This is a genomic window from Pseudoalteromonas shioyasakiensis (genome assembly GCF_024518675.1).
GTDB classification, from domain to species: Bacteria; Pseudomonadota; Gammaproteobacteria; order Enterobacterales; family Alteromonadaceae; genus Pseudoalteromonas; species Pseudoalteromonas shioyasakiensis_B.
The window spans coordinates 475,253-488,429 of sequence record NZ_JANIGL010000003.1; the positions used below are offsets into that span (position 1 = coordinate 475,253).

8 protein-coding genes are annotated in these 13,177 nt (G+C 39.2%); 5 read left to right on the top strand and 3 right to left on the bottom strand.

From position 1 onward, the window contains the following. Window positions 1-4 precede the first annotated feature (4 nt). On the top strand, window positions 5-1,639 hold the full coding sequence (ushA, locus tag NQT69_RS11555) for a bifunctional UDP-sugar hydrolase/5'-nucleotidase UshA (RefSeq protein WP_256827817.1): 1,635 nt from the start codon (window positions 5-7) through the stop codon (window positions 1,637-1,639). 49 nt (window positions 1,640-1,688) lie between these two features. Here the strand turns inward: ushA and NQT69_RS11560 are convergent, their stop codons facing one another. Next, window positions 1,689-2,636: a hypothetical protein gene (locus NQT69_RS11560; RefSeq protein ID WP_256827818.1), complete on the bottom strand. Its 948-nt coding sequence runs from the start codon at window positions 2,634-2,636 to the stop codon at window positions 1,689-1,691. Continuing rightward, the gene (locus tag NQT69_RS11565; RefSeq protein ID WP_372823089.1) at window positions 2,629-3,522 is read right to left on the bottom strand and encodes a hypothetical protein; all 894 of its coding nucleotides are present in this window, start codon (window positions 3,520-3,522) and stop codon (window positions 2,629-2,631) included. Before NQT69_RS11565 ends, NQT69_RS11560 begins: the two co-directional genes overlap by 8 nt. A 219-nt stretch (window positions 3,523-3,741) precedes the next feature. On the opposite strand from NQT69_RS11565, the gene NQT69_RS11570 reads away from it, so the two are divergent. The 3 genes from NQT69_RS11570 (at window position 3,742) to NQT69_RS11580 (ending at window position 11,252) form a co-directional block, all read left to right on the top strand. After that, the gene (locus NQT69_RS11570) at window positions 3,742-4,602 is read left to right on the top strand and encodes a S1/P1 nuclease (protein WP_372823091.1); all 861 of its coding nucleotides are present in this window, start codon (window positions 3,742-3,744) and stop codon (window positions 4,600-4,602) included. A gap of 39 nt (window positions 4,603-4,641) precedes the next feature. Beyond that, window positions 4,642-7,848, top strand: a complete 3,207-nt coding sequence (locus NQT69_RS11575) for a TonB-dependent receptor (protein WP_256827819.1) — start codon at window positions 4,642-4,644, stop codon at window positions 7,846-7,848. Between the two features lie 272 nt (window positions 7,849-8,120). Continuing rightward, complete coding sequence (locus tag NQT69_RS11580) at window positions 8,121-11,252, top strand: TonB-dependent receptor (RefSeq protein WP_256827820.1); 3,132 nt, start codon at window positions 8,121-8,123, stop codon at window positions 11,250-11,252. Between the two features lie 64 nt (window positions 11,253-11,316). Here NQT69_RS11580 and NQT69_RS11585 read toward each other — a convergent pair whose 3' ends face one another. Continuing rightward, window positions 11,317-11,748 carry a MarR family winged helix-turn-helix transcriptional regulator gene (locus tag NQT69_RS11585; protein WP_256827821.1) on the bottom strand — a complete coding sequence of 144 codons (432 nt, stop codon included), beginning with the start codon at window positions 11,746-11,748 and terminating at the stop codon, window positions 11,317-11,319. 130 nt (window positions 11,749-11,878) lie between these two features. Between NQT69_RS11585 and hmgA the strand changes: the two genes are divergently transcribed. Then, window positions 11,879-13,171, top strand: coding sequence for a homogentisate 1,2-dioxygenase (gene hmgA / locus NQT69_RS11590; protein WP_256827822.1), 1,293 nt, complete (start codon window positions 11,879-11,881; stop codon window positions 13,169-13,171). Window positions 13,172-13,177: the final 6 nt, after the last annotated feature.

Consider the following 13,177-nt stretch of genomic DNA (forward strand, 5'->3'; position numbering starts at 1 on the left):
CATTATGCGCATACTATTTTCAATTTTTATTTTACTAAGCATCAGTGCATGTAGTAATAATCAATCTCCTGCTGATTCCCTTTCTAACAATCAAGTTAAGTATCTAACCGTTTTACATACCAACGATAACCATGGTCGCTTTTGGCACAACGAAAAAGGCGAATACGGGATGGCAGCCCGTAAGACCTTAATTGATGAATTACGCAATGATGCTAAACAGCAGGGCCACGCTGTATTATTACTCTCTGGTGGTGATATCAACACTGGAATACCAGAATCTGATTTACAATTTGCAGAGCCTGATTTTAAAGGCATGTCTTTAATTGGTTATGACGCCATGGCCCTTGGTAACCATGAGTTTGATAACCCGCTAGACATTCTTAAAAAACAACAACAATGGGCAAACTTCCCACTTTTATCCGCTAATATTTTTGATAAAAAAACGGGGAAGAATGCTTTTCAAGCTTATAAAATTTTTAACAAACAAGGCCTTAAAATAGCAGTTGTTGGCTTAACAACTACCGATACCGCTAAAATTGGCAACCCACAATACATAGGTGGGCTAGAATTTAAAGAGCCGGTCGCTGTCACTAAAGCACTTGTTGAAAACATAAAAGCGCAATATCAACCTGATATTACAATCGCTGTGACCCACATGGGCCATTTTGTAGATGCAAACTATGGTATTAATGCCCCGGGCGATGTCACTTTGGCTCGTTTATTACCTAGCAATACCCTTGATATGATTATTGGCGGTCACTCTCAAGAGCCTATTTGCATGGCGGGTGAAAATATCAATGATGATGATTTTAGACCAGGTAAAGCGTGTAAACCCGATCAACAAAATGGCACTTGGATCATGCAAGCCCACGAATGGGGTAAATACGTTGGTAAAGCAGAGTTTAAACTAGAAAATGGGCAATTAACCTTACTGGACTATAAGTTACTGCCGGTAAACTTATATATCCATGAGCAACAAGCTGATGGTACTACTAAGCCAGTATTAGCTAACGAATACATCACTCCAAACCCCGAACTTGAAGCCTTTTTGGCTGAGTACCAAGCAAAAGGGGCGAAACAAATCGAAGGTAAAATCGGCTTTGTTGATGCTAAACTAGAAGGCGACCGCAATAAAGTTCGCTTTGAGCAAACCAACCTTGCTCGAGTCATTATTCAAGCACAAATGAATACTGTCGGTGCCGACTTTGGTGTTATTAGTGGCGGGGGTATTCGCGATAGTATAACGGCAGGTGAAGTAAGTTATAAAGATATTCTAAAGGTACACCCTTTTAAAAACCGCATTACTTATATGGACTGGAAAGGCCAAGAATTATGGGATTACCTAGAAATTGTAACAAGCTTTCCACCTGATGCGGGAGCCTATTTACAATACCACAAACTAAGCTTTATCCGTGACAATGGAGAACTAAAACAAGTACGAATTAATGGTGAACCTCTTAATGTAGAGCAAACATACCGCATGAGTATTAATAGTTATAATGCTTCAGGTGGTGATGGTTACCCAATATTAGTTGACCGTAAAGGCTACGTCAGCACAGACGAAACAGATGCCCAAGCTTTAAAACGTTTCTTTGAAGCGAATAGCCCAGTAAAAGTCGCTGAGTTTTCGCCAAAATAATCACACTTGGTACTGGGGTGATCATCACCTCAGTACATCTCCTAACGACTTACTTGCCAATGACTTCTATATCGTTACAATTTATTTGATTTAAGCCATAACTATGAAGGCGAGAACGCGACCCTTCACCATGTGCTTTAGGCGGATAATAAATATCTTTTGACTCTGGGTAATCAATAAGTACCTCATCGAGCGCAGCACGAATTTCACTCAGGGTTTTTTCCAGACTATTAGTGAAATTAGGGCGTTTACGAATAGTATGACCCAGTTCAATTAAGCGATAAAAGTATTTATTAGCAATTTCAATCAACTCTTCAGGCACATTTTTATTTTGATTAAGTAACACATCTGGGTTTTCAATACAAAACTCAATTAATGCCAAATAAAAGCAAAGAGGTTTATTCGCCAGTGCCACTGTTGCCGTAGGGGTATGGTTATTGGCAAGCGTTTTTGTATTTAAGTCAACGACTAGCTTTAACGGTTCAGGTAACGCTTTTTGCTCAGCTTCTTTACGTGCTGAAATGATACCTAATTTTGAACGCTCTATAGTCACAGCCCAAAAACCAAAAGCGCCAGCAATCAAAGTACATAGTAACGCAGCAAACACATCCCTTAGTTGCCAAAATCTATGTTCTATAAAAAAAATTACAGACACATTACTGTCACTGGTGAGAAGTTGCTTTTTTATTACCTCAATATGTGGCGTTACTCCATTGCTAATAGATATATCCCCGATGGTATTAACCCGTACAATACTACTGGGGATTTCTTCATTTAAACGTTCAATGTAACTTGTAATGGCTGCACTATTTCCGGAATGTTTCAAAAAAATATTTGATAAATCCAATCGTGGTAAGTCTAATGCGATTCGCTTTTCAATTTGTACTACCTGTTGTTGCAAAGTAACCTGCTGCTGGGTAAAAACGGCAACTTTGAAAACGACAAAAAATACAATAAAGAGCACAGGGGTGACCAACTTGAAGATGCGACTATTCATCTTGCCCTCCAGTAAACACTGCACCTGAATTACTACAGCGCCAATACGCTTCAGCGTGATTAAAATACAGAGATGTTTGCGATTTAGATAACGCCATTAAACGTGCTTGGATAGCGCACAATAAGTCCGTATTCTCATGCTGCATTTTCAAATACCAGCGCGTTCCAGCAATATTGTTGCTAATAGGAGTAATGTAGTTTTTTGAAAACTGTTGTTGATCATCCTCTTTCCAAAAAGATGCTATTAAATCGACTTGACCATTGGCCAGTAACTCCCTCAACTCACTGTGTGAGCTTGCATAGGTGATTTTTAGGTTTTCTAAGTTTATATCTAACTCTTTAAATACTTGTTTGGGTAATATATGCCCTGAGCGACTCGTTGGGTAATCTAACAGCCCTATTCGTTTTCCTAAAAAGTATTGCTTGTCAACTCGGGGTTTTTCTTTTGCCGAAATAAAAAAAGCGGTATAACTAGGAAAACCAACAACGGGTTGATAGTTATAAGTAGACTCTGCTTTAAAAGCCGACATAATATTATTTTTAGCTAAAATGAGATCCGCAATCCCCTTACCTATAAACTCGATACTGTCAGCAGTGCGATAGCCCCAAAAACCAATAACTTTACCATACTGTTTTGCAACAACCGCATCAGTACACAAGCTGTTGATTAATGATTTAGCGACTTTTTTTGATGTAGCGTAAACAATTAATTGATCTGCATTTTGAGCCGCGGTGGTCTGGCACTGGCTAGAAGTTTCTATTAATGGCTTTAATGCTAAAGTATTTTGGGCAACCAAGGCTTTGCTACAAAGCCAAAGCACCAAGATAAACAGTAATAAAACCGTCACAAAAGAGCGTTGAGATAAAAGCACCTTATTAATTTTCAAATTAGCAACAATCGAAAGTTGTACATTCCTCCATTTGAACAATTTTAATTACTTATTACAACAGGTAATTTTACCTATAATACGTAAGACACTGATTTTAATAATATATGAACAAGAAATTATGAATCTTGTTAAGTCCTTCCTATTCATTTAAAAATCTGGACAATTTACTTCCAAGGATATTGCCAAGACGTAATAATTTTTTTAGGAAATGAATTAATGTTTAGTAAACAAATAAACGGAATGAGCTGTTTTGTAGCTATAAGTATCGCACTGACATCAAACTATGCAGTTGCTTGGGGACAAAATGGTCATAGAATCGTTGGCCAAATTGCAGATAACCATATTACTGAACAAACCAGAGCATCACTTGTTGATTTGTTAGAAGGTGAAAGTTTGGCGCAAATATCAACCTGGGCCGATGAAATGCGCTCTAACCCTGATCAATTTTGGCAAAAAAAATCATCACGCTGGCACTACATTAACTCCCCCACTAACTCTGCTGAATTTTCTCACGATCACTCTCATAAATTAAATAAAGACAATGTTGAGAATATTCTCGATGGTATGTACTTCGCGATTGAGACACTTAAAGACGAAAACAGTTCTATTGATGCAAAGCGCTTCAGTTTACGCTTTTTGGTTCATTTAGTGGGGGATAGTCACCAACCCTTTCATGCAGGCCGTGCAGCTGACAGAGGAGGAAACCGAATAAAGGTTACCTTCTTCGGTGAAGACACTAACTTGCATTCTTTGTGGGACACTAAGTTAATTGAAAATCAAAATTTATCCTTCACCGAATTTTCTCGATTCATTGATACTAAAAACACTGAAGTAATTACCGATTATCTTGCAAGCTCACCAGAGCAATGGCTTAACGAGTCACATAATTTAGCTACAAGACTTTATAAAATTAAAGGCGATGAAATTGGCTATAGCTACATTTATCGCAATACACCAATAATAAAAACACGCCTACAACAAGCAGGTATCAGACTCGCGGGACTATTAAATAGCTTATTCGATAGTTCTGCAAAACCGTTAGAAAAGGCACTTAAGATGCCAACTAACATCAATTAACGATAAACCTTAAATAACCTATACACGGGAATCAACAAAATGAACAAGCTTCGTCTTTCGAAATTAACTGGAGCGGTAATATTAGCTTTAGGCGTTTCAACGAGTGCTATGGCAGCAGATACTTCATCGGCTATGCGTGGTAAAATAACCACGCCTTCTGGAAGCGCTGCAGCTAATGTTAAAATTAAAGTTATCCACCAACCTACTGGTACAATTAGCGAGTTAACAACCAATGAAAGCGGTACTTTCATTGCTAATGGCTTACGTGTTGGCGGTCCATACACCGTTGTTGTCGACTCTGATACATACAATGACACAACCTTGGATAACATTTATCTTGAGCTAGGCGACACTTACCGCCTATCTTCTCAACTTGCACCATTGAACATGGAAAAGATCGAAGTATCTGGCTTTAAAATAGTACAACAGTCAGGTGGTTCAAGTAGTGTGTTCGGTGAAGACACTATCAGCAATATGCCTAGCTTTAATCGCGATATTAAAGATATTGCACGTTTAAACCCTCTCGCAAGTATCAATGGTAGCGGTGAGTTAACATTTGCTGGTAACAACCCGCGTACTAACAGTTTAACAGTTGATGGCATTGGTCAAAACGATGATTTTGGTCTTAACTATGGTGGCTACCCTACAGCCCAACCTCCTGTGGCGCTTGATGCTATTGAACAAATTTCAGTTGATGTTTCACCGTTTTCGGCATCTAAAGGTAACTTTGGTGGCGGAACAATTAACGCCGTAACAAAATCAGGTACTAATGAATTTAAGTTCTCAGGCTTTTATGAAATTTCAACACCCGATATGGCTGGTGATGTAGACAGTATTTCACAAATTTATGCTGATGGTCGCCCAGTTCTTGATGAAGATGGACACAGAACTTACAGTGTATCGCAAGTTGAACCAATTCAATCTGAAGAACGTTTTGGTTTCAATGTAGGCGGCCCTCTGATCGAAGATAAGCTTTTTTACTTTGTTAACTACAATAGCTGGAAGAGTGAGCTTGATTTAGACTATGGTTTTGAAGGCTCAGGTGCTGCGAACGAGTATAATGTTTCACAAGAGCAATATAATGCCTTTTTATCAACGCTTGACTCAGTTTATGGCATGCAAGACTCGCTTGGTGGCGACCCTGAAGACACCAACGAAACATTACTTGTAAAACTAAGCTGGAATGTGAATGACGATCACCGTTTAGACTTCACTTACCAGTGGCAAGACGACCAAGATGAGCGTAATTTTGGTACTGGTGGCGACACGGTTTCAATGGCCTCAAACCGATACACTTACGCAACTAAATTCAATAACTTTTCTACTAAGTTATATTCAGACTGGAATGAAAATTTTTCAAGTGAAATTGGTATCGCTTATAAAGACGTTACATCGAACAGCGTAACGAATTCTTCTATTGGTAGTGTAAAAGTTGAAGAATATTACAATGGTCCTGCCTATCAGTTTGGTACTGACCAATATCGCCATGCAAATGAATCATCAACAGAAAACCTAACGCTTACTTTCGACGGTACCTACTTATTAGATGAGCACGAGCTTGAGTTTGGTATTAAGTATGAGTCACTAAATCTATATAACTTATTTGCTGCGAACTCACTTGGCTCTTGGGAGTTTGATAGCCTTGATGGTTTTGCCAATCGTGAAGTAGGTAACTATAACGGTAGTTATGACTTTACCTACAGTAATGCCTATACAAATAACTCAGCTGACACTGCATATGATGCAACACGTAGCCAGTTAGCTGTTTATATTGAAGATACTTTCTACATTGGTGATGATCTAGAAGTTAACGCAGGGCTTCGCTATGAGCGTTTAGCGTCTGATGACAAACCTACTTACAATGAAAACTTCTATAATACATATGGTTTCAGTAACCAAGAGAACCTAGATGGGTTAGATATCATCCTCCCACGTGTTGGCTTTAAGTACTACGCAACTGAAGCACTAACTATCAGTGGTGGTATTGGTCGCTTCCAAGGTGGTATCCCAAATGTTTGGTATAATAACTCATACCAAAAAGACGGGATTACTCTAGTTGATGCACCAGCGAGTGTTATCGATGGTTACTATGCAAATAATCCTGCAGACATTACTCAAGTACCTGGTGCTATTCAAGACTCTTTAGTTAAAGGTGCAGGTAGTACAAACTACATTGATCCTAACTTTGAATTGCCATCAAGTATTCGTACTCAAGTTGGCTTTGAGTATGACTTTGATTCAGAACTTTTAGGTAATGGCTTTAAATGGCAAGCAGAAATTGCTTACCATAAAAAAGAAAATGAAGCGGTTTGGCACAACACAGCTATTCGCCCAGTAGGCACCACTGCAGATGGTGAGCGAGTAATTAACGAAAGTATTTACACGGGTGACTTACAAGATAACTTTGATATTGCAATGACTAACTCATCTGAAGATGGTCGTTCAGTTATCTTCTCAACCGCGCTTGCAAAAGAATGGGATAATGGCTTATACATCTCTACAAGTTATGCCCATCAAGATATTACAGAAGCATCGTCAGGCTCTTCTTCACAAGCACAAAGTAACTACCTTTATAATGTTACTAAAAACCGCAACGAAGATTTAGCACAACGTGGTTCATATGAAGTTGAACATAGCTTTAAAGTAAATGTAAGTTATCACACTGAGTTCTTCTCTGGTTATAACACTAAGTTTGACGTGTATTTTGAACGTCGTTCAGGCCGTCCGTTTAGCTATACAATGGGTATGTATAACGATGGTGATTTAGGTGATACTCGCGATTTTGACTCAAGCTCTGCATACTTAGCTTACATACCAACAGGTGCTGATGATCCAAATGTAAATTGGGCTGAATCAGATATGTCTTGGGCTGAGCTTGAAACCCTACTTAACCGAGCGGGAATCTCTGAGCGTGGTCAAATATTAGACCGCAACACAGGAACCCAACCTTGGGTTACAACTATGGATATTAGCATCAAACAGGAAATCCCTGGGTTTGCTGAGGGCCACAGTGGTGAGGTTTATTTCATGATAGATAACTTTGCTAACTTGCTAAATAGTGACTGGGGTGTAGAAAAACGCCTTAGCTATACAGAGCAAGCCCTATACGACTTCACAGGCTTAGATGACGAAGGTCGCTACCTAATAGAAGCAAAGTACAACGGCTCAGACGTTCGTAACTATAGCCAAATTGATACTGCAGCATCAGCTTGGCAAGCTAAGATTGGTATCAGCTATAAATTTTAATTTTAGCTAACTAAATATAAAAGCCCGTTTTTTAACGGGTTTTTTTATGCTTGTTAGTTTTTTATTCATACAACTGTCATCTTTTGCTATTAAATTAGTACTTAAGTTGCTCTCATAGCTGTTACTGAGCAATGTCAAAAATATTTTTATTACAAATTAATGTGCAATGTAATTAATTTGTAATAAAATAATTAGGCATACTTTTACTTTAATAAAATACGTACAGCTTAAATCTAATAATATTACATAATACCTTACACGGGAAATTAACAATGAAAATTCAATTACGCAAAACCGCACTATCACTTGCTATCGCAGCATGTGTCAGTGTAAGTGGCGCAGCGGTTGCAAATGAAACCTCTTCATCTGTAAAAGGACAAATTACTACTCCATCTGGAGTACCAGCAGCAGGAACGGAAATAACCATAATCCACGTTCCTAGTGGTACTTCAAAGACGACTACCGTTAATGATGCTGGTTATTTCAGCGCTAAAGGTCTTCGTGTTGGCGGCCCTTATAACGTAATTATTGATTCTGATACTTTTGAAGATCAACTAATAGAAAATGTATTTCTTACCCTAGGTAAAGAATATCCAGTTACGGTTCAACTTCAAACGAAGAGTGATATTGAAGAAATCGTAGTAACAGGACGCCCGATTAGCTCTTTTGCCGGTGGCACAGGCCCAGCAGCTAACTTTACTCTTGAAGACTTACAAAACGCTCCAGCAATTAATCGTGATCTACAAGATATTGTAAAAGCGGATCCACGTGTATATGTAGATGAATCAAGAGATGCTATCCAGTGTGGTGGTGCAAACCCACGCTTCAATAGCTTGACGCTAGACGGCGTTCGTATGAATGATAACTTTGGTTTGAACTCAAATGGTTACCCGACTGTTCGTCAGCCTTTCTCTTTTGACTCTATTGATCAGGTAGCTGTAGAAATGGCACCGTTTGATGTTCAATATGGTAACTTTACTTCTTGTAATATTAATGCTGTGACTAAATCTGGTAGTAACGAAGTTCACGGTGGTATGTTCTTCGATTACACAAATGACTCAATGCGAGGCGATAGCATTGATGAGATTGAAGGTGATATTGATAGTGGTGATTACACTGAAAAACGCTATGGTTTTAACGTTGGTCTACCATTACTTGAAGATAAGCTATTCTTATTTGCATCATATGAAAAACTAGAAGGTGTTGAGCAATTTAGCTACGGTCCACTGGATAGTGGCAATCTGACTCAATCAGATATTGATCGCATCGCCCAGATCACGCAAGATGTTTATGGTTATGATATTGGTGGTACACCTGGTAGCATGCCAGTAGAAGATGAAAAACTTCTAGTTAAATTAGATTGGAATATCAATGAAGATCACCGTGCTAGCTTCGTTTATAACTATAATGATGGCTATGCATTATCACAATCTGATGCTGATAATAATGAACTTGCATTTTCAAGCCACTTCTACGAGCGTGGTGCTGAATTCACTTCATTCGTTGGCTCATTATATTCTGACTGGTCTGATGATTTTTCAACTGAAATTCGTGTTGGTAAATCGGATTTAGATGCACGTCAAGAGTCTTTAGATGCCGCAAGTGGTTTTGGTGAGTTCCAAATTACTTATGGTGATAATCGCGATATTGTTTATATCGGACCAGATGACTCTCGTCAATCGAATGATCTAGATTGGGATAATCTAACAGTAAAGCTGTCTGGTACTTATTACCTTGATCAACATACCATTACAGGTGGTTACGAGTATGAAAACTTAAATGTTTTTAACTTATTTGTACAGCACACTGAAGGTGAATTCCGTTTCGATTCAATCGAAGATTACGAAAACGGCTTAGCAGCACGCGTTTATTATAATAATGCTGCAGTTACTAATAACCCAAATGACTTAGCAGCAGACTTCTCATACCAAACGCATACTTTCTATCTTCAAGATGAGTATAGCTTTACTGATATTGATGCCACATTACTATTTGGTATTCGTTATGATAAATACACAAGTGATGACTATCCGAATTACAACGCTGCTTTTGAAGAGCGTTACGGTTATTCGAATCAGCAAAACATGGATGGTAAAGACTTAATCCAGCCACGTGTAGGCTTTAACTGGTATGTTGATGACGCTCTAGAAGTACGCGCTGGCTTTGGTCTTTATTCTGGCGGTAACCCAAATGTGTGGGCGTCTAGTGCTTATCAATATGATGGTATTACACAGATTCCTTTACAATATCGTGGCGTTGACTTATTAAATACACCAATGACTAATGGTGGCACACCAGGCTATGAAATCCCACAAGCAATGTTTGATGAAGTAGCTAACACTACTCCGGGGACTGGTGATGCAGCAACGCATTCGATTGATCCTAACTTTGAAATTCCTTCTGAGTGGAAGTTCTCTGTTGGCGGTACTTATACACTTGCAAATGATTATATTTTAAACCTAGATTACTTATTCACTAAACGTCAAGATGCAGCAATTATCAAAGATATTGCGCTTGAGTACACAGGCTCTCAAACGTTTGATGGACGTGAAATTTACGCGAGTAAAGAAGGTCGCGCTGAAGAATATCAGCTGACCAATGTTCAAGGTGATGACGGTCAAACTTCAATAATCTCTGCAGCTATCAGTAAGTCTTATGACAATGGGATAGATTTTACTTTAGCATATGCGTATACAGATTCAGAAGATGTAAACCCTATGAATAGCTCAGTAGCGGCATCTAACTATGCTAATTTTACCACAACAAATCCTGGTAACCCTGGGCCTGCGACATCAGACTATGAAGTTCCGCACCGCTTTACATTACAATTAGGTTATACCCATGACTTCTTTGATGGCTATAACACCAAATTCAACCTATTTGGCCAACTTAGCGAAGGCATGCCTTATAGCTTAGTATATGATACTTCAGATAGTCAGTTTGGTGATTATAATAATTATGGCTATGGTTCACGTCAGTTAATGTATGTTCCTTTAGTTGATGATCCTAATGTAGTTTATGACATGTCGGATGCTGAACTAGCTGAGTTTAATCAATTTATTGCTGATGAAGGCCTAAAACGTGGTGAAATTACAGGTCGTAACAGCCAAAATGCTGAATGGTTTGCAAAATTAGACCTTAAAATCAGCCAAGAAGTACCTGGCTTCATGGACGGTCATAAAGGTGAAGTTTTCTTCGTCATTGATAACTTAACTAACATGCTAAATAATAGCTGGGGCACAATGAAAAAAGGCTCTTTTGGTGGTAACCGCATGGTAACTACGACAATCGATGAACAAGGTCGATATGTTTACTCTGACTTTAACAGCGGTAATGAAGATACTTATGTAGAGCGTGACTCATCACTATGGGAAATGCGTATCGGTGTTAAATACACATTCTAATTTGCTAAGTTAGCTTAACAAATTAACGTAATTTCAAAGCCCATCGTCTGATGGGCTTTTTATTTTATTCACCTAGCTGCGCGTTTAATTTATCCAAACAACTAAGCAGGGCTTGGTACTCGGTTTGAGATAGCACTTCTAATAAATTCTGTTCCCATGCTAAAGCCGCTGGCGCTAATTGCTGGTATAAACTTACACCTTGCTCACTCAGTTTCAATAAACTAGCTCGTTTATCATCAGGGTCAACTAGACTGACAACATAGTGTTTTTCAATTAATGCTTTTATGGCCCGTGATACTGTGGATTTATCCATAGCGGCTTGCTGGCACAATGCTTTTGCGTTGCTCTGCCCAAATTGCGCTAAATTAAACAAAATGCGCCACTGAGGAATGGTTAAATCACTCTGCTGTTGATACACAGGTGCAAACTGTTCACTCATTTTGCTGGCTAACTTTGCCAACCGATAAGGTAAGAAAGTATCTAAATCGAGTGCCATAAGCTTGTTTAACCTCTTAATTTACAACTAACCTATATTGTCCATAAATATGTACAGCCAATAAAGGTTAGATGTTTGAACTTACTCTCATATGAGAGTATCTTACAGTAAAACATAAAGGAGTCGAGTGATGACAAGCGAATTAAAATACATGACTGGATTTGGTAATGAGTTTGAAACCGAAGCCTTGCCAGGTGCCCTTCCAATTGGTCAGTTTAGCCCGCAAAAAGTAAAATACGATTTATACACGGAGCAATTTAGTACCACCGCATTTACTGCCCCGCGTGCTGATAATCGCCGCACATGGATGTACCGTATTCGCCCGTCGGTGGTCCAAGGTGATTACAAGGCTATTGATAATGGTTTAATTCGTACAGCACCTATCACTGAAGTCCCGACACCACCGACCATGCTACGTTGGAACCCGATTGATATTCCGACTACGCCAACAGATTTTATTGATGGTTTAGTAACCATGGCCGCCAATGGCAGTGCCAATGCTCAAACAGGCATTGGCATTCACGTTTATGTTGCCAATAAGTCGATGACAACGCGCTATTTTTATAATGCCGATGGTGAAATGTTATTTGTACCGCAACAAGGTGAGTTATTACTTAAAACAGAGTGTGGCCATTTAACCATTAAAGCTGGAGAAATTGCGGTTATTCCCCGGGGTATTAAATTCCAAGTGGTGTTATTAACCGATACGGCACGTGGTTATATTTGTGAAAACTATGGCCATGCATACGTTTTACCAGAGCGTGGCCCTGTCGGTGCAAATGGCTACGCCAATGACCGTGATTTCCACTACCCTGTTGCCGCCTATGAAGATAAAGAAGGCGACTTTGAACTAGTCGCAAAATTTAACGGCAATATGTTTGGTTGCGATATTGGCCACTCCCCTTTAGATGTTGTAGCGTGGACGGGTAACAGTGCTCCTTACAAATATGACCTTGCACGATTTAATGTCATGAATACAGTGAGTTTTGATCACCCTGATCCATCTATATTTACCGTGCTTACCTCACCTTCAGCGACAGAAGGCGTTGCGAATATTGATTTTGCAATATTTCCACCGCGCTGGATGGTAGCTGAAAACACCTTCCGTCCACCCTACTATCATCGCAATATCATGAGTGAGTTTATGGGCTTAATTGAAGGTGTTTACGATGCCAAAGAGCATGGGTTTGTCCCCGGCGGAATGAGTTTACATAATTGTATGTCGCCCCATGGCCCTGAGGCCGATGTATTTGAAAAAGCCTCAAATGCAGAGCTTGCACCACAACGCTATGAAAACACCCTCGCGTTTATGTTTGAATCTCGCTACGTGATTTCTCCGACCAAGTATGCCCTAGAAGGCAAAGAGCGCCAACCAAACTATACTGATTGTTGGCGTACAATTACAAAACACTTTAAAGCTTAACCTGAG